A 19435-nucleotide genomic window follows, 5' to 3' on the forward strand; every position below is an offset into this window, starting at 1 on the left:
TTAACATAAAAATGGTTGATTGACTTAACAGTCATAATCAGAAAAGCAGGATACATATAATGAATCCTGCTTTTTTTATGCGGTTTGTGAATGGGGTTGATCAATTAATATCTGGATATTTTTTTTCCAAATATCTCGATGATTCACTACGAATTTCTCTTCCGCTCCGTCTTTTAAAATAATCTTCAAACCGTTTGGAATCAAGCCTAAAGTATTATAAAAAATAATATCCTGAATCTCATTAATATTGATGGCGAAGGTATGGTTTTGTATATTGAATTGGTGTGATTTAAATTCTAAATGATCACTCAAAAGGTACAACTTGCCGCCAACGGCTTCCGCATTTTTGAAATGATTTGCCCCGCCAGAATAAATAATATCGTTGGCTACCACACCTTCAATTATTGTTTGTTCTTTTACTTTTTTAGAGTTAATAAATAGGTACATCAGCAAACCCCAAAGTGCACCTGTAATGGGGCCAGCAATTAGCGCATACCAAATGCCATTTGTAAATGCTATGAAAATGCCAAATAGCAAGGCAAAACCGATGGAGGCATAAACTAGACTTTTTATAGTAGCTTTTTTTTCAGCGATGATCATATTATGGATTAATATCTAAATTAAATCTTTTGCGCAATTCGTCGAGTTTTGGATTTTTGTTCACCAAATAATCATATTTTTCACGATTGCCATACAGTCTGTTTTCAATTTTTCGCTCCACTTGTTTAAAAGTGATATCAACAGCGAAATTTTGAAGTTCATTCCTCAGGTAGTTCATTAATTCTACTGACTCCTGAACAATTAACTGTTCTTGTGTTTTGCTTTCTACAGAGATTTCAATCAGCGTTGGATTGACAAGGGTAGGAGCAAAATTATTGAGAATTGTAAACAAATTAATTTTATCAGCTTTCTTAAGTATCTGAATGTAGCTGTTCCAAACTTCTAATAGTCTATCGTAGCTAAACTGTTGCCTGGCTTCACCGGTTACAGTTTTTGGCGTTCCATCATCTTCTCCTGTAGCAAGTCTTTCCAAATCATTTAATGAGGGAATTAATGTTCCAACATTTTTTTTCGGGATATTAATGCTAATGGAAGTAGCGGATGGAATGTTGGGTTTAGGAGATTCTTTCGGTTTTTCGTTTAATGAAATACTTACAGGAATTTCAGCTTGAGGCTTATCGGAAACAATTGACGAAGGATTTTCAGCCTCCACTTTCAACTTTGAACTTTCAACTTCAGGAGCCTTTTCGGCTACGACATCAGTTTTTTTTTTATCCTGATCTCCGTCAGTTGCTGTGTTACTTGTGTTTAAAGGTTGCTGTGCTAAATGAACTACTGATCGAATATGGCACATTTTAATCAATGCCAGTTCCACCTGTAAACGCTGATTTTTGGAGTTTTTATAATTTAAATCGCAGGTATTAGCCAGGTTTAATGCAGTTAACAAAAATGAAAGCTCGGTTTGCCTGCATTGATCTAAATACTTTTGTTTGATGTTCTCACTAACCTCCAAAAGTTTGATCGTTGCTGCATCTTTACCTACCAGCAAATTACGGAAGTGTGTAGCTAAACCATTAATAAAGTTGTTTCCATCAAACCCATTATTCAGAATTTCATCAAACAATAATAATGTTTCACTTACTTCTGCTGCGGTTAGGTGCGAGGTAAGCTTAAAGAAATAATCGTAATCTAATATGTTTAAATTATCAATTACAGCCTTATAAGTGATGTTTTTGTTTGCATAACTTGCAATCTGATCAAACATCGATAGAGCATCACGTAAACCTCCATCTGCTTTTTGAGCGATAATGTGTAAGCCATCAGTTTCAAAAGCGATGTTTTCACGTTGTGCAATTGCAGCCAAATGGCTCGAAATATCTTCAACCTGAATGCGGTTGAAATCAAAAATTTGACAACGTGATAAAATCGTTGGCAGAATTTTATGTTTTTCTGTAGTAGCTAAAATGAAAATAGCATAAGATGGTGGTTCTTCCAATGTTTTCAAAAATGCATTGAATGCACTTTGAGATAACATGTGAACCTCATCAATAATATAAATTTTGTATTTGCCAGCTTGTGGCGGTATGCGAACCTGCTCAATTAAGCTTCGGATATCATCAACCGAGTTGTTTGATGCCGCATCCAATTCGTGAACATTAAAAGAGTGTCCGTTTTGGAAAGAAAGGCAATTGTCGCAAGTTCCGCAAGCTTCCATATCTGCTGTAGGATTGGTGCAGTTAATGGTTTTCGCCAAAATCCTGGCGCAGGTAGTTTTACCAACGCCCCGTGGACCGCAAAAAAGAAAAGCTTGGGCCAGCTGATTGTTTTTGATGGCATTTTTTAGCGTGCCAGTAATATGCTGCTGCCCAACAACGGTTTCAAACGTGGCCGGACGATATTTACGGGCAGAAACAATAAAATTTTCCATCGGCACGAAAATAGGAAAAATTTAGATGGAGTTTTATTGAAAAATGTGAATGTTGAAAAGTTGACTATTTGCTTAATTGCATCACTTTATCGAGCAACGGCGGTAATCCATTCTCCAATATTTTATCGTTATCCCAAAAGCTCATCACGCAGCTCACATAATTGTCTCTTACTTTATCGGCAACATAATACGCGATTAGCGTTTTGCCTCCAGATGTTTTTACCGCTAAATTGGTAAGCCCTGTGAAGCCATAAACCACTTTTAATACGGTTGTTGGTGTGTTTTCAAAAATGACTTTTACCTCCGTCTTGGAAATAATTTTTAAACCTTTTCTCAATCCAGTTACAGTCAGTTGATTTTGAATCGCCTTTGTTGCACTTTGCAGTGTTTGGTGTAACGACCAATTCATTTCTCCTAAATAAGGACACTGAACGGTGTTTACATTGGTCCAATAGCAGCTGTTACTCAACTGAATTTTTCTGCCAGCAAAATCAATGCTGTCAATTTGATTGTCTTCAAAAACATTGGGAGGTAATTTATCTTCTACAATGAGGTTAATAAGTTCCCGCTCAAATTGCTGGTTAGGGGTATCAAAATAGGTGAAGCAAATTACAGTAGTCAGTTTTTGTTTATCCTCTATAAAATAATACGACGAAATTGCATGTAAACTATCAGATATTTTTTCGCGTTTAGTGATATGTACATTATTATAAGCCAGGCTATCATCCTTCGATTTGAGATCGTCGTTTGTAATGGAATATTTCCGGTATGCAAATTTTAAATCTTTATCGGTAAAGGGACTGGTAAAAGTTTGGCTGGTGAAATCAATTCCGTCTATGTTATAATAAGTTACAGATCTGTTTTTAACAGCTTTAAGTCTTTTTAAGTAATTGTTTTTCTCTTGAGATAATGCAACAAAAGGTATTATTAGGAGCAATATAATATATGCTTTTGTCATCTTGTAAATATTTTAATAAAGATAAGGAATTCGAAATGGTTTATCTCTGCTAATTATTTTATTATCGATTTTAGTTCATTTCTGTATTCTGATGCACTTTTCCCTGTAAACTCATGGAAAATTTTATTGAAGTGACTAAAGTTATTGAAGCCACTCTCTAAAGAAATGGCGGTAATGCTAATGTGTTTTTCGGCCAAAAGCTTAGATGCATGTACAACGCGATATTCATTTACAAAACGGGTAAACGTTTTCTTAGTAATTTTTTTGAAATAGCGACAAAAAGAGGGTACCGTCATTGCCGACATTTCTGCCACATCTTCCAGGTTAATTTGTTCCTGGAAATGATCTTTAACATGATTGAATATCATATTGATTCGATCGTTATCCTGAATTTGCATTTCCATTGCAAAGCCCGAAGCATTCAAAATGGTTAAATCTTTCGATCCATCCAGCGTTTTTAAAACGGAGAGCAGTGTAACCAGTTTTTCAAATGGTTGTTGATCTTCCATAGCTTCTATATGAACACCAACAGCCTTTTTGGTTTTCTCACCGAAGGCGATGCCGCCCTTTGCTTTTATAAATAAGTCTCTTAAGAATTTATTCTCTTGTAGCTCAAGAAATTGCTGGCCTAAAAAATCGGCTTTGAACTGGATGACGGTTTCATTTTTGTTTCCCGTATTATTATCCGTAAAACCGCAATGTGGCAGGTTACTGCCTACTAAAATCAAGTCGCCATCGGTATAATAAGAAACGTGACTACCAATTTGTCGCTTCCCCGAACCTCCGTTTACAAACACCATTTCTATTTCAGGGTGATAATGCCACACATGTGCTTTGTTATTTTCATTTTCCACATATTTGGAATAGTAAAATGAGCTTCCAAAGGATGGTTCGACAACTTCAAAGCTTGGTTTTAAAGTTTTCATGACAATTTGATGTTAATTCTGGGTTAAATAATGTGCTTAATTGATGGTTTTCTATAAAATTAATGATAATGAGGGTAATTTTACATATATATCTGAAAATATAGCGTAATTTCTGTGTGTTTTCTTGAAGTAATTTAGCAGTATAAAATAATTGTACACACATTAAATGATTTAGTTATGAAAAAGTTCTTTAAAATCGGTTTAATTGCTGCCTTGTCATTCACTGTTTCGATTGCGCAAGCAAATGACAATGAATTTTCTTTAAAAGTTAAAAACGAAAAACAGAAATCAATAAGTTTCTTAATGAGAAACAATAAAGAATTCAGCTTTTCTGTTTTTTCTGAGAATAATGACTTACTTTTTGATCAGAAGTTTAAAGGAACAGCTGGATTAACTAAAACATATGACTTAAATGCACTTCCTGAGGGGAATTATACGCTTAAAGTTGAGTCGGGCACTACAGTGGCAGAATATGCAGTTAAAATAGCATATGATAAAGCTCAAATTTTGACCAGCAAAATAACAGAGGTGATTAAGCCTAAAATTACCAAGGTAAAAGATTTAATTACGCTTGATTATCAGGTTAAAGATAATATGCCAATTGAGGTTGCCGTATTTAACGAGCGTAATGATGAACTTTATTCTCAAATTTTCAAAGATAGATCGAAACTGATCAAAAAATTTAACATCGGTAAAGCTGATGGAGACTCTCTAACATTTGTTGTAAAACATAACAATGAGTCGTTTACAAATACAATACAAACTCGCTAAAACAAACAACCAAACAAACTAATCAGGGAGATACTCACAGTATCTCCTTTTTTGTTTTCATAGCCTTTTAGTTCGAAGTGTATTATTCTTTATTTTTGTTTGACAATAGATTACTAAGCGGCTATTTTTGGATATGGACAATGAATTTTCTGATTACAAAAGTGCTGCAGTAGTATCAACGTTTGATCAATTAAGCAACTCAGATTTTCAGGGCATAAAAAATGCAATCTGCTGGTACAGAAATTTAACTGGAGATTTTGTTGAAATAGTATCAAAGCTACAATTGGAGGGCAACTTGACAGAAGTTTCTTTAGAAACAATTAAATCGTTGGAGCTTTCCGAAGAGGGAAGTAGGGCAAGGGAGATTATTATAAATGACTTCAACTTATTAACGGCTTGTGGTGCATTGCCTTCACTTAATTTGATTAAAAATTACGAACGCGATGAAGAGTTGGATTTCATTTCAACAGATGTTTATTCATTCCATGTAGATCGCTCACCCGTTGGTATTGATACTTATTTATGTACATATTATGGTGCGGCCAGTGAAATTGTGGCTAATGGTGAAGCAGAGCAAAAGATTTTAATTCCCGAAATTCGGCAGAAACTTAAAGCTATATATGATGGACCAGAAGAAGAATTTGAAACTTTTTTGATTGAAAATTATTTTGATTTGCACTATCAGCCTAAACCAAATGCGCAGCCACTAAACCTCGGGCTAGGTCATATCTGGAGGTTAGCAGTAGATCATCCTGAAAAACCAGTTCCGCCGTGTATTCATCGGGCACCTGTAGAGAAAGATGGTGAATTTAGATTGCTAATGATTTGCTGAAAAGGACGTAAGGATAAGGAAGCTAAATCAGTCTAATTTTGTATTTAATGATTAAGAATATACTTCAGACTTCCGACTCTTTCTTATTAATTTTTCTGCTCAATCATTTGATTTTAAGAAATATATTGCTACTTTTGCAACCCCGTAATATACCTCGGGATTAAAAAATTAAAAACATAATTTATAACAATGAATCAGTACGAAACTGTTATCGTTCTAACCCCATTGTTATCTGAAGAGGCTGCAAAAGAGGCATTAGCTAAATTTAAAGCAGTTCTTGTTGATAACGGTGCCGAAATTATCCAAGAGGATAATTGGGGTTTGAGAAAATTAGCGTATCCAATTGAGAAAAAATCAAACGGATTCTTCAACTTAACTGAATACAAAGCTTCAGGAGATTTGATCGCAAAATTAGAGCTTCAATTAAAACGCGATGAGCGTGTGTTACGTTTCTTAACTATCCGTTTAGACAAACACGCTGTTGCTTACAATGAGAAAAAACGTAGTGGTGCGTTTAACAAAAAAACTAAGGAGGTTGCAGCGTAATGGCAAGAGAACAAATTCAATACGTTACTGCCCCTAAAGTAGAGGATAACCGTAAAAAATATTGCCGTTTCAAGAAAAACGGAATTAAATACATCGATTACAAGGATGCAAACTTCTTGTTGAAATTTATTAACGATCAAGGTAAATTGTTACCAAGACGCCTTACTGGTACTTCGTTAAAATTCCAACGTAAAGTTGCTCAAGCTGTTAAACGTGCTCGTCACATCGGTTTGTTACCATTCGTTGCAGATCAATTAAAATAGGAGGCTCAGAGATATGGAAATTATTTTAAAACAAGATATTAAAGGCCTTGGTGAGAAAGATGATGTAGTAAATGTAAAAAACGGTTATGGCCGTAACTACTTAATCCCTCAAGGTTTTGGCGCTTTAGCTACTTCTTCTGCTAAAAAAGTTTTAGCTGAAAACTTAAAGCAAGCTGCTTTTAAACAAGATAAAATTAAGAAAGATGCTGAAGGTATTGCTGAGCGTTTAACTGCTGTTAAACTTTCTATCGGTGCTAAAGCTGGCGAAAGCGGAAAAATCTTTGGAGCGGTTAACACGATCCAAATCGCTGAAGCATTAAAAACACAAGGTTTTGATGTTGATCGTCGTCGTATTACTTTCGAAACTGAACCTAAATTTGTTGGCGAATACGTTGCTAACTTAAACTTACACAAAGAAGTTAAAGTTCAGGTTCCTTTTGAAGTAATCGCTGAATAAGCATTCTTAAACGAGTCATAGAAAAGTCCTTTCAGTTTTCTGAAAGGACTTTTTTCGTGTGCGCCGGGCATGGCAATCGACTATAGGGTTAGAGTCCCGAACACGCTTAGCAGTAGGTAGTGTTAGCTTAAAACAAGGGTGTCGTGGGTGACTGCGAATCTGAAGGAAGTTGGCGGCAAATATGGGGGTTTACGAACAGAAACTGTATATGAGGCGGATTTAGTCCGGGTGATGTTGCACGACAAACAGAAGCCCGATACTGCACGGGGACTATTACGTAGATACAGAGGCCACATCCATAGGAAGTAGATTGTCTTACCCCGGGAGATCTGAATGAGTTCTGTCAAGTGTAAGCGCGATTACAGGAGAAGAAACACTTAGCGGGGACGCTAAATGACTCATTTAGAAGTCAGCAGCGGTAATAGTACTGCATTTTTCGGATGCAGAAAGGACCAAATGTTAGGATGGCAAAGGAAACAGGAAGTTTATGGCAGAGCGTTTACAGCGGAACCACATTAGCGAACTGCTTATATGAGGGTAGGACGGAATCCGAGAGTAAAGTATAAGAGGAGCTGAGCCGAGCCGTGCAACCAATGTGCACAATGCCTGGGAAGGAGTTTTTTTTTTTTAGTATTATGCTTGAAGAAATATTAGACATCCGAAATGTACAAAAAGCCTTTAGGCGGGTTACTGCCAATAAGGGTGCTGGTGGTATTGATGGTATGCAGACCGATGAACTTCGCGACTACCTGAGTGCTAACTGGCAGAGATTACGGGCTAATATTTTAAAAGGCGATTATCGACCAAGCGCTGTGAGAAAGGTAGAGATACCCAAAAGCAGTGGTGGTAAGAGGATGCTTGGCATCCCAACGGTCATTGACCGGTTGATCCAACAGGCCATCTCTCAATGGCTGAGCCCAAAGTACGAGGGCGACTTTTTCTCTGATAGTTATGGTTTCCGGCCAGATCGCAATGCCCGTCAGGCAGTGCTAAAAGCTCAGGAATATCTTAACACAGGTTACACCTGGATTGTGGAACTTGACCTGGACAAATTTTTTGACCGGGTAAACCATGATAAACTTATGTACCTGCTGTCAGTAAAGATAAAAGATAAGCGGACATTGAAGCTTATCCGTCTTTATTTGAGCGCTGGTATCATGGAGAATGGATTGGTCAGCCCAAGAAAAGAAGGAACGCCACAAGGCAGTCCATTAAGTCCGTTACTATCAAATGTTATCCTTCACGAACTTGATGTTAAGCTCGAAGACCGTCGACACAGGTTCGTACGATATGCTGATGATTGCAGTATCTATTTAAGAAGCAGGAAATCGGCACAGCGGGTAATGGCAGGTATTTCAGTATATCTGGAAGAGGGGCTGAAACTGAAGGTTAACATGGAGAAAAGTAAGGTCAGCAGACCGGGCCAAAGTAGTCTGCTTGGGTTTTCATTCTATGGCAGCAAAGAGGGATGGAAGATGCGAATTTCATCCAAATCTCTAAGCGCGATCAAAGAGAAAATAAGGGAGCAGACCAGGCGCAACCAACCCTTTCCATTACACCAACGGATATCGAAGCTTCAGGAAATCATTCGTGGTTGGGTTAACTACTTCTCTATTGCAAATGCAAAGGGGTACATGGTAAAACTGGACGAATTGACGAGAACCAGACTGCGGATTATTCTTTGGAAGCAATGGAAGAGTATAACGGGCAGAGCGCGGAACTTAATGAAGATGGGTTTGGTAAAATCAAGGGCCTATCAATTGGCCAATACCCGTAAGGGGTACTGTAGGACTGCAAACAGCCCGATATTACTTACAACCCTTGACAAGAAGTTCTTTTTGAGGCATGGACTTGATGGATTTACCAATTATTACTATTGGAAAACGACACACCAAACGAAGTTTTTCTAGCAAACCGCCGTATACCGATCGGTACGTACGGTGGTATTCTAGGTTTACCATATATCCAAATTTAATTTAAAATAAAATTTTTGAGGAGCATTAATATAGCTTGACCATTTGTGCTAGCCCGAGAATGTAAAATAAACTGTGTCAAAAGTTAAATTACTAACTTTAGATACAGTTTATTATGACGAGAGAAGAACAGCTCGCTTATGAGTTAATGAAACAAAAAGCCCTTGAGCAATTGCGTTCGGGTAAATCCTTGTATGGCAAAGATGGTGCATTCGCTCCTTTGCTTAAAAGTTTTCTTGATTCTGCCCTTGAGGCAGAAATGGAAACCCACCTTGACGAGAATGAGCGTTTTTCAGGTAACCGGAAAAATGGTAAGACCTCGAAGGACATCAAAACCTCCGTTGGGACAATCTCAATTCAGACTCCCCGCGATAGAAACTCCACTTTTGAGCCTGAGATCGTCCGTAAAAGGGAGACCATTCTGGCTGAGAGCCTGGAGAGTAAGATCATCGGCATGTATGGTCTTGGGATGAGCCTTCGGGATATTTCGAGGCATATTAAGGATATGTATGATACTGATATCAGTCATACAACACTTTCCGCTATTACCGATAAGATTATACCCGAGGTAAAGGAATGGCAATCTAGGCCTCTTGAAGAGCTCTACACAATCGTTTGGCTTGACGCTATGCATTACAAAGTAAAAGAAGATCACCGAATGGTTTCACATGCTGTCTACAATATACTTGGAATAAACCGTCACGGACATAAAGAACTTTTAGGAATGTACGTTTCTCAGAGTGAGGGTGCCAATTTTTGGCTGAGCGTAATTACCGATTTGCAGAACCGGGGAGTTAAGGATATTCTAATCGCCTGCATTGATAACCTGAATGGATTTCCACAAGCAATCAATGCCGTTTACCCGCAAACGGAAATACAAACATGCATTGTTCACCAAATACGGAATAGTTTAAAATATGTTGCATCAAAAGATCAAAAGGCCTTCATGAAAGATTTGAGGCCTGTCTATCAAGCTGAAACCCTTGAGCTGGCAGAGCTGAGGCTAGATGAGCTCGATGAGAAATGGGGCAAGAAATATGAAAAGGTACTGGAGTCCTGGAGAAGAAACTGGTCCAAACTCACCGCCTATTTTCGATATGATGCTGCAATCAGAAAACTCATTTACACCACAAATACTATTGAGGGATTTCACCGACAGGTTCGAAAAGTCACCAAAACAAAGGGTGCATTTACTTCAGATATGGCGTTGCTGAAATTGATCTATCTGGCGCAAAAGAACATTAGCCAGAAATGGACTATGCCTCTGAGCAATTGGGCTACAACTGCTCAGAAACTTGCCATTTGGTTTCCTGATAGAATGATATTAGATTTGAACTAGATTTTTTTGAGAAGCATTATTTTAGATTGACACAGTTTGTTTTACATACCCGCTAGCCCTCTTATATCTTTATTTATTTACGTTATCAAGCAGCAGTTCTAAAGTCTTTGGTGTACAACTCTCCTCTTTTAATTACAGCAAACATTCGGAGGATGAGCTTAAATTTAACATTATTCAAGACGATCTTATAGTGCTTATTTTCCATCTTTCGTTGGGCGTATGCTCTCAGCTCAGGGTCGTGGGTTACCGCAGACTTGGCAGCCTGGTTCAGTTCTTGTTTTAGTTCCTTGTTAGCTATGTAGCTAACCATTTTTTTACCCTTAATGCTTGTTCCCGAAGAATTGTCAAATGGTACGACGCCGACATATACTGCGTACTTTCTTGGATCTGTGAAACTAATAAAGTTTTCTGTGTATGCTATCGTCATTAATGCATTTATTGGACCGATTCCCTTGACACTGGTTAAAATGCGATAGCTTTTTGATAAAGAATCGCTGGATTTGATTAAATGATCTATTTCTTTTTCAATCTGGCTGATATGATTTGCATTAGCTCTTATTTTTAGATTTGCAATACGCACAACAGCATCTTTTGACCCAGTTTCATAAATATGTTGACGCACCTTTATTGTGGCGGATAAACCAGCGTTTTCTCTTACAAGTCTTTTTCGAAATGATAATAGTTGCTTAAGGGTGAGTATGTTTTGATCCAATGGTTAAGATGGTTTCAGACGCGCTATTTTCTCTTCGCCATACAATCCTATTCGGTAAGAATCCACCTTGTCATTTTTTCCACGTGTTATTCCCATAGATCTTTTGATTTCTAGCCCAGAAATCCTGCAGTAATGCAATGATACTGATTCGCAGAACTGGATGAAGCGATACTCATAACCTCCGGTGTGTTCCATGACAACCATTGTTTCGCTTAAGTGAATCTTATTTGTCCTACACCAAGTTTTGAATTTACTAAATCCTTTGCTGTCATTTTCTATTTTGATATGCAGACTGCGCTTAGCGCAACTAATGTCGAGTGTTAACTTCGAAACATCCACTCCCAAGATAAGATTGTAAGTTTTCATACGTTTACTTTTTAATACCATAAAAAATTGCCTTTTGCCAATCACCTTTGATGGATCAAAGAAATTATTCTAGTTGGGCCTTGGGCAATATAAAAGACAGAGGACTATTACCACCGATAGAACTTTAATTCTAGTGTGAGAGAAAGTTCACCTCTGTCTTTTATGTAAACGTTATTCTTATATGTTTAACACCTCTTGCTTTCCTAATCCCTTTTTGATATCCTCAAAAGTTAATTACTGAACAAAGGTGTGAGGAGACAGCAGGGAAACTAATTCCCTGCTTCTTACTCGATTAATATAAAATTTAAAAAGAAGGGCTAGAATTGGATGTTAGACTTTGATTTTCACTTATCCATTTTCCATTTTCTTTTTCCTATTTTCTCCTCCTCAGTTACAACCTATCCTTTTGGCGTTGTTGGCCTGATTTCGATCTTACTTGGTAAAGTTCTTGCTGGCATGGCCAATAAATCGACAATCAACTTACCCATATCCTCTGGCTGGATTTTCCAGGAATCGTTTTCTGCATCTGGATGATGATCGTTAAAATGCGTGGCTACCGATCCTGGCATAATGGTACTCACTTTTACACCGTATTTTCTTAAATCGAGCATTACCGATTGTGTAAAACCAGTTAAACCAAACTTACTGGCATTATATGCAGCACCGCCGGCAAAAAAGTTGGTTCCAGCTAAGCTAGAAATGGTAAAAATACTACCTTGAGATTTTTTAATTTCTCCTACACTGGCTTTTATACTGTAGAAAACGCCTGTTAAGTTGGTATCGATGATGTCTTGCCAATCTTCTATCGCCAGTTCATCAATAGGTGCAAAGCTACCCACACCGGCATTTGCAATTAGTGCATCCAATTGTCCCCATTTTTCTATCACTAGACTCACAGCTCCAGCTTGCGACTGATAATTTTTAACATCTGCCTCAATGGCGAGTACATCACCAAATTCAACAAGCTTGGCAGCAGCTTCATTTGCAGCAGCTATTGTTCTGCTCGTAATGGCTACCTTGTATCCGTTTTTTAGAAGCGCCTCGGCAATACCGAAACCGATACCTTTACTTCCTCCTGTAATTAATGCAACTTTCATATTTTCTAAACGCAAAAAGGGTAGAAATGTTTATTTCTTTCGCTCAGCCTGTAGCTTCAAAATTTCAATATCTTTAAAATCTACCGGTTGTCCTTCACTCTGCAATGCGATGAACCCTTGTTGTAGTCGTTTTCCATCTATCTTTATTCTTGGGTCAAAGCCATTTGCAACGCCGCCACCAATTTGCGGCTTGCTATACTGAAGCACAGTATCGCCGTTGATGATATGTTTTACCAAAGAATCGCCCAATACGATAAGCTCTGCCGAAACCCATTGGTCTCCATCATAGGTTTTTGATTTGGAATCAAGGCAATGGCCATCGTATAATTTGCCATTATAAATAATCTCTGTTCCTGGTGAACACATGTTTCCGGTCGGACGAGGTTTCCCATCACTTAAGCCACCCAAAAACTGCATCTCTACCGAGATCGGCCAATCCTGTTCTTTAAGCATAGTGGCAGGGTCTTGTGAATGAAACATGATGCCACTATTTCGTAAAGTATAACTTGGTGCCCCTTTGTGTAAATCGCCAACGAAACGGTATTTCAGTTTCAAGCGATAATTGGAAAAAGGCGTTTTGTAGTAAAGGTGACCGAACTGATCATTAAAATCATCGTATTGATCATATCTTACCTTGATTATTCCGCTGTCCACCCTAAACGTATTTCCGAAATTTACATTGTAATCGTGGTGATGAATTTTTACATTCCAATCTTTTATGTCTTTCCCATTAAATAAAGATATCCATTTCTCTTGATGCTGATCAGCATTTTTAATGCTGCTACAACTCAAAAACATCACGGCAGTAAGAAGAAAAAGTGTGGTTCTTATGTTAGTCATTGTAAATTCTTGTTTTTAGCAGGCTCCATATTTCTGAGGATGAAAGATAAGAAATGATTGATCGATAGCAAGGGGAACATATTTACAGTTGCTAAATAAAAATCGCCTCCATTACAAAACTGCTTTTTATTACCTTTGATGCATGGCTAAATCGCGTTCTACAAAAACGAAAACTAAACGTCCTTTACTTAAAAAGATTACCAATATTGCTACAAAGGTTTTTTTGTATTTCTTGATGGTTTCTGTGCTTTGGGTTTTAGCCTACCGTTTTATAAACCCACCAATAACGCTGCTAATGGTTTTACGGAATATTGAACGCAAATCTGACGGAAAGCCTTTTAAGACAGAGAAAGAGTGGGTCGATTTTGAAGATATGTCTGATAACATGAAAAGGGCAGCGGTGTCTGCAGAAGATCAGCTGTTTTTAAAACATATTGGATTCGATGTTAAAGCAATAGAGAAAGCTTTTGCTGCCAATGCAAAAAGTAAAAAGGTAAAGGGGGGAAGCACGATCTCGCAACAAACAGCAAAAAATGTGTTCTTATGGCCGGGAAGATCGTGGATGAGGAAAGGTTTCGAAGCTTATTTTACGCTCCTAATCGAATTATTTTGGAGCAAAGAGCGGATTTTGGAAGTTTACCTAAACGTAATTGAAATGGGCGATGGTATTTACGGAGCGGAAGCCGCTGCCCAAGCTTATTATGGCAAATCTTGTCATAAGCTAACCAAAGCTCAAGCCGCACTTATTGCTGCTTGTTTTCCAAACCCAATAAGATGGACACCCAAAAACCCAACCCGCTATATCAGGCACCGACAATATTTAATTTTGAGAAATATGAACAGGTTGGGCCCGCTTGATTTTTAGTCCGTAGTTCCAAATCTTTAGTGTTCAGTCTATAGTTCAATAAATAGCATTAAAGACTCACGACTAATCATGATCCTTATTCCATCTGATTTTTATTCCACCTTTATCGTCGTCTATCGCTTTTAAGTGTAATACGATACCTTTCATTCTGGCCTCACGTTTTTCCTGCCTGGTTAAGTTTTCATCGCCTTTAGGATTGCGAAGCGGAATATCCAATTCTACGTTGGTACCAGTGCCAAGTGCATAAATTCCTTTTACGTTAAAATTCATGGCGCTGGAGTTGATCTGCATTGGGCTAATATCTACTTTATCGCCACGGATATTTAAAGTGCCATCAAGATTTTTAATCTCAACATTTGATAAGTTTCTGTTAGCGAAGGCAAACTTTCCGACTTTAACCATAGGATCGAAATTAACAAGAGCTGCATTGCTTAAATTAAAAACCACTTTTCCATTTATGGAGCGGGGTAAAATTTTTGCAGAATGAGAAATCTTTCCTGCAATATTTACTGTGGATGATAAATAGCCTTTCAGATTTTTATTCGTGATCGTTTTCTGGCCGAAATTATCAAAGGAATAAAAAAAATCTTTCACACTTACATGGCTAATTTTTGAATTGATTTTGAAGCTATTTGAACCTGGCTGCTGAATGACACTTCCGTTTAATGAAAGCGTTCCGCCAGCATGGGCTACACTAATTTTATTAAAATAGATTCCTTCGCCTCTTAACGAGATATCAGCAATTAGGTTTTTGGCTAAAAATTTTTCGTAAATCGCTTTATCTACCCGAAGGTTCATGTTCATTTTAGAAAGTTCCAAAACATTACTTAATTGTTTTGATGCTGCTTTCATTGAGTTGCTAGACGGAGATTTCTTTTTTGTACGTGGACCTAAAAATGGCAGAAACTCATTTAAATATAGTTGTGGACTGTGCATTTTAAGATTCACCAAAATTTTATCAGGATCGGTATAGTAAAGTTTAGCAAAGTTCTCAATGCTACAACTCACATTTAAAATGCTTTTACCCAGTTGGAAACGGCCATTTTGGATAGATAAATCGTTTTGATTGAAATTGATATTCAATGCACTTTTTACTAAGTGAAGTTTTCGTGGAATGTACAGAATATCGGCATTTGCAATGTTTATCTTTCCTGATACCACGGGTTTCGTAAACCTAAAATTGTCTATGTCTGCTTTGCAATATAGGCGCAAATCTGCAGTACCTTGTTTAAATTCAAAATCTTGAGTACCTAATGAATTATTCAGATTTGTGAGCGGAAACTGCGAAGTAACCAATCCTGTAGCGATGGGCCGCGATAAATTGGTCACTGTAAATGTATCTATTTTTAGGGGGGCATTATAATATTTAGCAGTTAAGCGGTGAAACTTAATGGCCGAATTTTCATCGCCAATAATGCCTCCAACAGTATCCTGGTTGGTAAATGATCCGTCGAAGTTTGCTGAAGTTAATTGTCCTGCAGGAATCGAAATTACATTATCTCTCACGGTAATCCCGACTTTAATTAAAGGGTCGCCGAATTTACCTGACCCATCATCCACTATATTTCCTCTGATATCAATAGGTTTCTCAATGCCAAACTTCAACAACTTCGAAGAAATATTGGGCGATAGCAACATCGCCACATCCTTAAATAAAATATCATCAACGGCAATGCTAATGGCAAATGCTGATTTATCTAATTCTATTTTAGCACCGATTTTGAATGGATGACCACCAATTTTCAACACTTCGGTATCAAGAATTACGGCATCCATATCCCTGCTATAATGTGCTGAAAGCGTTCCTTCTAGAGACTTGTCTTTCAAGAAACTTCCTTTCCGGGTATTGAAGGCAAAACTATTTACCTGTGTTTTGAGCTTAATTCTTCCTGTCCAACCACTATCAGGATATTGCATCCTGCCCTGGATTTGATTAATCTTAAAGTTAAAGAGCTTATGTCTTTTTTGGTTATCAATAATGAGGGAAACCCTATTAAAATCGATTTTTTTAACGGCAAGATCTGGCGATTTTGATGGCGATTCATTATCCTCAACTGCTTTTTTCTTCTTGAAAATGCTGGTATTACTATATCCTGTCGAATCGGTATAGAGATAGATCGATGCATCATTAATCGCGATCTGGTTGATGTTAACATTCCCTACAATTAAGGAAAGTACATTTAACGAAACATCAATATCCTGAGCTTTTAATAGATTATGCTTGTGCTGAATCCATAAACTATCGCGTAGCAATACGCCATTTAAGGAAACAGAAACACCTGGAAAACTTTTCAGCAATGTCGGCTCCATGCCCGTAGCTGTAATCTGGCCATTCAAGTTTTTATTTAACTGAGCCAATATCGTACTTAAAATTTCTTTTTTATTTCTACTGATGTAGAATGCAGCAGCCAGCCAGGTTATAATTACCAAAATAATTAACCCTGATAGAATACCTAACGAAATTTTGAGCCAGCGTTTCATAAACATGATTGGTTTGAAGCAATATAATGTTTTTTAACGCATAATTGTTTTAGCCTAACTGAAAATAAATAGGCTTAAAAGGTGTAAGTGAAAGCATTAGCTCCCTATTCTTTTAAAAAGAAAAACTATAGCAAATGTGCAAACACCGTTGAATGCCAACTTTGTTTAAATGGTACTTCCCATTTGGTTTCCAGTTCTGCTAATGTTTGTACCATGTTATTAAACACAATAGTATCTGGAGTGATTTGTTTAATATTGACCAAAGTTTCAAAGTCTTCTTTACTGTTCACGATTACTTCATCGCCAACTTTGTAGGCCATATTAAAACGGTTAAAAAGATCAACATTGAATTCTTGTTCAATTTCCTTTATTAATCTTACAGAGCTGTCAATAGAGCAACCGGTAACATTCGCTTGTGACTCATCAACAGTTAGGATAATAAAAAAACCATATCTAACCTCAGCTTTAGCAAGCAATTCATTTCCATGCGCCTTCCACTGGTTGGTAAACGAAGCCAGCTTACTTAAAATGTCACTTTGCTCAGTGGGCGTAAATTTGCGATTGCTTTGGTAGACCCAAACTCGTGATTGTGGAGAAAAACTCATATACAAATTTAGTATTTTAATTAAATTGGGGTGTTTAAAACGTCATTCCCATGAAAAAGTTTACAATCGGCTTGAAAATAGTGCTTATTTCAGCGCTATGTACGTTATTTTGTGCTTTTTCCGATCCCGAATCTATTGAACAATACGTGGGATATTTACAAAAATCGCTAACAGATCATTACGATTTTAGTCAGGAAAGTAGCCAGATAAAGCGCTATGAACTCAATATTACTAACAATGGTTTCTGCCGCTACAAGCGATATTTTAACAATGGAAAAACAGAATACTTTGCTTTCAAGTTGGCAAAATTTAAGGATATGGATTATCTAGGCAATGCGACTTCGGGTAAGTTATTTTTACGCACCAAGGGTGATGACGTAATCGTTCAAACTTATAAGGATAGGGGTGGAGATGTAGATTCAATGGCTACTCAGGTAGCTATTCCGCTTAAAAATATTGAGCCGGAAGAACTGAATCTGATCAGGGAAAATTTCACGAAGATTAGCCCTCAAACTCCCAACTAGTAAATCTCCTACAATCGCCTTGAATAAACGTTCGCAAGGCGATGTTTGCTTTAGGGGTTTAAAGACCATTTGCCCTTACCGTAATCTCAGCAATATCTAACACTTTAACTTCTTGTTCTTTGTCTTTTAGTTTTACACCATCACTTAACATTGTCATACAGAATGGACATCCCGCTGCGATAAACTGAGGATTGGTCTCCAATGCTTCATCAATGCGTTCTACATTGATATCTTTTTTGCCTTTTTCAGGTTCTTTAAACATTTGTGCGCCACCCGCTCCACAACAAAGTCCATTGCTTTTGCACCGTTTCATTTCTACCAATTGGGCATCTAACACTTCTAATGCTTTTCTAGGTGCTTCGTAAATTCCATTTCCGCGACCCAAATAACAAGGATCGTGATACGTTATTTTTTTGCCCTTGAAACTTTCTCCACCTTCAGCTTTAAGTTTGCCTTCATTTATTAAATCCTGAATCAATTGGGTATGGTGAATAACTTCGTATGTTCCACCTAAACCTGGGTATTCATTTTTAATCGTATTGAAACAGTGCGGGCAGCCGGTCACTATTTTTTTAATATTATAAGCGTTCAGCACCTCAATGTTAGTCATGGCCTGCATTTGAAAAAGGAATTCGTTTCCTGCTCTCTTTGCTGGATCTCCTGTGCAGCCCTCTTCTGTGCCCAAAACAGCGTATTTTATCCCAACATGATGTAAGATTTTACAAATATCGCGGGTAATTTTTTGTGCTCTTTCATCGTAACTTCCAGCGCAGCCCACCCAAAATAATATTTCTGGTTCTTCGCCAGCGGCCATTAACTCGGCCATTGTAGGTACTTTAAATTCCATGTTTTAAGTATCAAGTATTTAGTATCAAGTAGCAAGACTTGAATTACTAATTTTTTGTTTTCAGTAATTTAATTAACGCACTTAAACCATTAAAAGTTCCAGTGTAATAGTCATCCTTTTTGAAATACGGGATGATCGTATTCTCAATAATTTCTTTAGTTTCCCGATCAGATATTAGCTTTTCTATTCCGTATCCATTCACAATTCTTATCTGCCGATGCAATTTGGAAAAGGCAAATAAAATTCCATTATCCTTCACTTTCTCTCCAACACCCCATTGATTTGCAATCTTTAAAGCAAGATCATTAAACTTTTTTTTGCTCGTCATAAGCGAGTCAACGGTTACAATTGCAATCTGGATGCTAGATTCTTCCATAAAATTTACAATTGTGCTATCCAGCGAAGCAATCTGTTTTGGAGTAAAATCTTGTTCATAATCATTAACCCAACCTTTTGGTTTGGGTATGCTGTCCCAAAACTGTTTTCTATAATTTTCTAAACTTTCTTTTGATAATTCTGTCTTTACTTGCGCTTCTGCTTTTGCAGTACATATTAGCGTAATCAATAAAACGAAAATATGAAAGATCCTAAACTTCATTCTCAAA

At 37.3% G+C, this 19435-nt stretch carries 21 protein-coding genes; 9 read left to right on the forward strand and 12 right to left on the reverse strand.

From position 1 onward, the window contains the following. Positions 1 to 75: 75 nt before the first annotated feature. From AC3ITD_RS01650 to AC3ITD_RS01665, 4 genes are all read right to left on the reverse strand, one after another. Positions 76 to 600, reverse strand: a complete 525-nt coding sequence (locus AC3ITD_RS01650; RefSeq protein ID WP_489363453.1) for a hypothetical protein — start codon at positions 598 to 600, stop codon at positions 76 to 78. A gap of 1 nt (position 601) precedes the next feature. After that, positions 602 to 2428 (reverse strand): DNA polymerase III subunit gamma/tau, encoded by a 1827-nt coding sequence (locus AC3ITD_RS01655; RefSeq protein ID WP_265798284.1) that lies wholly within the window; start codon positions 2426 to 2428, stop codon positions 602 to 604. A 64-nt stretch (positions 2429 to 2492) separates the two neighbouring features. Then, on the reverse strand, positions 2493 to 3386 hold the full coding sequence (locus AC3ITD_RS01660; protein ID WP_489363456.1) for a hypothetical protein: 894 nt from the start codon (positions 3384 to 3386) through the stop codon (positions 2493 to 2495). A 53-nt stretch (positions 3387 to 3439) separates the two neighbouring features. Next, positions 3440 to 4312, reverse strand: a complete 873-nt coding sequence (locus AC3ITD_RS01665; protein WP_265798286.1) for an AraC family transcriptional regulator — start codon at positions 4310 to 4312, stop codon at positions 3440 to 3442. A gap of 177 nt (positions 4313 to 4489) precedes the next feature. Here AC3ITD_RS01665 and AC3ITD_RS01670 point away from each other — a divergent pair, with 177 nt between their 5' ends. The 7 genes from AC3ITD_RS01670 to AC3ITD_RS01700 all read left to right on the forward strand — a co-directional run bounded on the left by AC3ITD_RS01670 (position 4490) and on the right by AC3ITD_RS01700 (position 10493). Further along, the gene (locus AC3ITD_RS01670) at positions 4490 to 5083 is read left to right on the forward strand and encodes a hypothetical protein (protein ID WP_265798287.1); all 594 of its coding nucleotides are present in this window, start codon (positions 4490 to 4492) and stop codon (positions 5081 to 5083) included. Between the two features lie 133 nt (positions 5084 to 5216). Beyond that, positions 5217 to 5915 carry a DUF1826 domain-containing protein gene (locus AC3ITD_RS01675; RefSeq protein ID WP_489363459.1) on the forward strand — a complete coding sequence of 233 codons (699 nt, stop codon included), beginning with the start codon at positions 5217 to 5219 and terminating at the stop codon, positions 5913 to 5915. 189 nt (positions 5916 to 6104) lie between these two features. Continuing rightward, a complete protein-coding gene (gene rpsF / locus AC3ITD_RS01680) occupies positions 6105 to 6461 on the forward strand; it encodes a 30S ribosomal protein S6 (RefSeq protein ID WP_010599581.1) in 357 nt (118 codons plus the stop codon). Continuing rightward, entirely contained in the window at positions 6461 to 6724 is a 264-nt protein-coding gene (rpsR, locus tag AC3ITD_RS01685; RefSeq protein WP_010599582.1) for a 30S ribosomal protein S18, read from the forward strand. The genes rpsF and rpsR overlap by 1 nt, the downstream gene beginning before the upstream one ends. Before the next feature lie 13 nt (positions 6725 to 6737). Then, positions 6738 to 7181 carry a 50S ribosomal protein L9 gene (gene rplI / locus AC3ITD_RS01690; RefSeq protein WP_265798289.1) on the forward strand — a complete coding sequence of 148 codons (444 nt, stop codon included), beginning with the start codon at positions 6738 to 6740 and terminating at the stop codon, positions 7179 to 7181. 635 nt (positions 7182 to 7816) lie between these two features. Further along, entirely contained in the window at positions 7817 to 9091 is a 1275-nt protein-coding gene (gene ltrA / locus AC3ITD_RS01695) for a group II intron reverse transcriptase/maturase (RefSeq protein ID WP_489363464.1), read from the forward strand. Between the two features lie 178 nt (positions 9092 to 9269). Then, positions 9270 to 10493 (forward strand): IS256 family transposase, encoded by a 1224-nt coding sequence (locus tag AC3ITD_RS01700; RefSeq protein ID WP_489363466.1) that lies wholly within the window; start codon positions 9270 to 9272, stop codon positions 10491 to 10493. A gap of 85 nt (positions 10494 to 10578) precedes the next feature. On the opposite strand, the gene AC3ITD_RS01705 is transcribed toward AC3ITD_RS01700, so the two are convergent. The 4 genes from AC3ITD_RS01705 to AC3ITD_RS01720 form a co-directional block, all read right to left on the reverse strand. Beyond that, on the reverse strand, positions 10579 to 11205 hold the full coding sequence (locus tag AC3ITD_RS01705; RefSeq protein ID WP_489363468.1) for a transposase: 627 nt from the start codon (positions 11203 to 11205) through the stop codon (positions 10579 to 10581). Positions 11206 to 11208: 3 nt separating this feature from the next. Further along, on the reverse strand, positions 11209 to 11571 hold the full coding sequence (locus tag AC3ITD_RS01710; RefSeq protein ID WP_489363470.1) for an IS110 family transposase: 363 nt from the start codon (positions 11569 to 11571) through the stop codon (positions 11209 to 11211). Between the two features lie 398 nt (positions 11572 to 11969). Then, a complete protein-coding gene (locus AC3ITD_RS01715) occupies positions 11970 to 12668 on the reverse strand; it encodes an SDR family oxidoreductase (protein ID WP_489363472.1) in 699 nt (232 codons plus the stop codon). A 30-nt stretch (positions 12669 to 12698) separates the two neighbouring features. After that, positions 12699 to 13508: a 3-keto-disaccharide hydrolase gene (locus AC3ITD_RS01720; protein ID WP_489363474.1), complete on the reverse strand. Its 810-nt coding sequence runs from the start codon at positions 13506 to 13508 to the stop codon at positions 12699 to 12701. 142 nt (positions 13509 to 13650) lie between these two features. Here AC3ITD_RS01720 and mtgA point away from each other — a divergent pair, with 142 nt between their 5' ends. After that, positions 13651 to 14373 (forward strand): monofunctional biosynthetic peptidoglycan transglycosylase, encoded by a 723-nt coding sequence (gene mtgA / locus AC3ITD_RS01725; protein ID WP_265798293.1) that lies wholly within the window; start codon positions 13651 to 13653, stop codon positions 14371 to 14373. A gap of 63 nt (positions 14374 to 14436) precedes the next feature. On the opposite strand, the gene AC3ITD_RS01730 is transcribed toward mtgA, so the two are convergent. Together AC3ITD_RS01730 and AC3ITD_RS01735 are read right to left on the reverse strand one after the other, a co-directional pair. Then, positions 14437 to 16854, reverse strand: a complete 2418-nt coding sequence (locus AC3ITD_RS01730; RefSeq protein ID WP_489363477.1) for an AsmA family protein — start codon at positions 16852 to 16854, stop codon at positions 14437 to 14439. A 125-nt stretch (positions 16855 to 16979) separates the two neighbouring features. Next, positions 16980 to 17459, reverse strand: coding sequence for a hypothetical protein (locus AC3ITD_RS01735; RefSeq protein ID WP_056851771.1), 480 nt, complete (start codon positions 17457 to 17459; stop codon positions 16980 to 16982). A 50-nt stretch (positions 17460 to 17509) separates the two neighbouring features. Between AC3ITD_RS01735 and AC3ITD_RS01740 the strand changes: the two genes are divergently transcribed. Next, on the forward strand, positions 17510 to 17983 hold the full coding sequence (locus AC3ITD_RS01740; protein ID WP_489363480.1) for a hypothetical protein: 474 nt from the start codon (positions 17510 to 17512) through the stop codon (positions 17981 to 17983). A gap of 58 nt (positions 17984 to 18041) precedes the next feature. Here AC3ITD_RS01740 and AC3ITD_RS01745 read toward each other — a convergent pair whose 3' ends face one another. Next, positions 18042 to 18830, reverse strand: coding sequence for a (Fe-S)-binding protein (locus AC3ITD_RS01745; protein WP_056851773.1), 789 nt, complete (start codon positions 18828 to 18830; stop codon positions 18042 to 18044). A 46-nt stretch (positions 18831 to 18876) separates the two neighbouring features. Continuing rightward, on the reverse strand, positions 18877 to 19428 hold the full coding sequence (locus AC3ITD_RS01750; RefSeq protein WP_489363482.1) for a TPM domain-containing protein: 552 nt from the start codon (positions 19426 to 19428) through the stop codon (positions 18877 to 18879). Between the last annotated feature and the right edge of the window lie 7 nt (positions 19429 to 19435).

Source organism: Pedobacter sp. KH_004, from assembly GCF_057840755.1.

Bases quoted from the DNA above. Each gene is read 5' to 3' on its own strand.
- AC3ITD_RS01730 (WP_489363477.1), bottom strand. From the start codon at position 16,854: ATGAAACGCTGGCTCAAAATTTCGTTAGGTATTCTATCAGGGTTAATT.
- rpsR (WP_010599582.1), top strand. From the start codon at position 6,461: ATGGCAAGAGAACAAATTCAATACGTTACTGCCCCTAAAGTAGAGGAT.
- rplI (WP_265798289.1), top strand. From the start codon at position 6,738: ATGGAAATTATTTTAAAACAAGATATTAAAGGCCTTGGTGAGAAAGAT.
- rpsF (WP_010599581.1), top strand. From the start codon at position 6,105: ATGAATCAGTACGAAACTGTTATCGTTCTAACCCCATTGTTATCTGAA.
- AC3ITD_RS01660 (WP_489363456.1), bottom strand. From the start codon at position 3,386: ATGACAAAAGCATATATTATATTGCTCCTAATAATACCTTTTGTTGCA.
- AC3ITD_RS01715 (WP_489363472.1), bottom strand. From the start codon at position 12,668: ATGAAAGTTGCATTAATTACAGGAGGAAGTAAAGGTATCGGTTTCGGT.
- AC3ITD_RS01655 (WP_265798284.1), bottom strand. From the start codon at position 2,428: ATGGAAAATTTTATTGTTTCTGCCCGTAAATATCGTCCGGCCACGTTT.
- AC3ITD_RS01665 (WP_265798286.1), bottom strand. From the start codon at position 4,312: ATGAAAACTTTAAAACCAAGCTTTGAAGTTGTCGAACCATCCTTTGGA.
- AC3ITD_RS01720 (WP_489363474.1), bottom strand. From the start codon at position 13,508: ATGACTAACATAAGAACCACACTTTTTCTTCTTACTGCCGTGATGTTT.
- AC3ITD_RS01670 (WP_265798287.1), top strand. From the start codon at position 4,490: ATGAAAAAGTTCTTTAAAATCGGTTTAATTGCTGCCTTGTCATTCACT.
- mtgA (WP_265798293.1), top strand. From the start codon at position 13,651: ATGGCTAAATCGCGTTCTACAAAAACGAAAACTAAACGTCCTTTACTT.
- AC3ITD_RS01710 (WP_489363470.1), bottom strand. From the start codon at position 11,571: ATGAAAACTTACAATCTTATCTTGGGAGTGGATGTTTCGAAGTTAACA.
- ltrA (WP_489363464.1), top strand. From the start codon at position 7,817: ATGCTTGAAGAAATATTAGACATCCGAAATGTACAAAAAGCCTTTAGG.
- AC3ITD_RS01750 (WP_489363482.1), bottom strand. From the start codon at position 19,428: ATGAAGTTTAGGATCTTTCATATTTTCGTTTTATTGATTACGCTAATA.
- AC3ITD_RS01675 (WP_489363459.1), top strand. From the start codon at position 5,217: ATGGACAATGAATTTTCTGATTACAAAAGTGCTGCAGTAGTATCAACG.
- AC3ITD_RS01740 (WP_489363480.1), top strand. From the start codon at position 17,510: ATGAAAAAGTTTACAATCGGCTTGAAAATAGTGCTTATTTCAGCGCTA.
- AC3ITD_RS01735 (WP_056851771.1), bottom strand. From the start codon at position 17,459: ATGAGTTTTTCTCCACAATCACGAGTTTGGGTCTACCAAAGCAATCGC.
- AC3ITD_RS01700 (WP_489363466.1), top strand. From the start codon at position 9,270: ATGACGAGAGAAGAACAGCTCGCTTATGAGTTAATGAAACAAAAAGCC.
- AC3ITD_RS01745 (WP_056851773.1), bottom strand. From the start codon at position 18,830: ATGGAATTTAAAGTACCTACAATGGCCGAGTTAATGGCCGCTGGCGAA.
- AC3ITD_RS01650 (WP_489363453.1), bottom strand. From the start codon at position 600: ATGATCATCGCTGAAAAAAAAGCTACTATAAAAAGTCTAGTTTATGCC.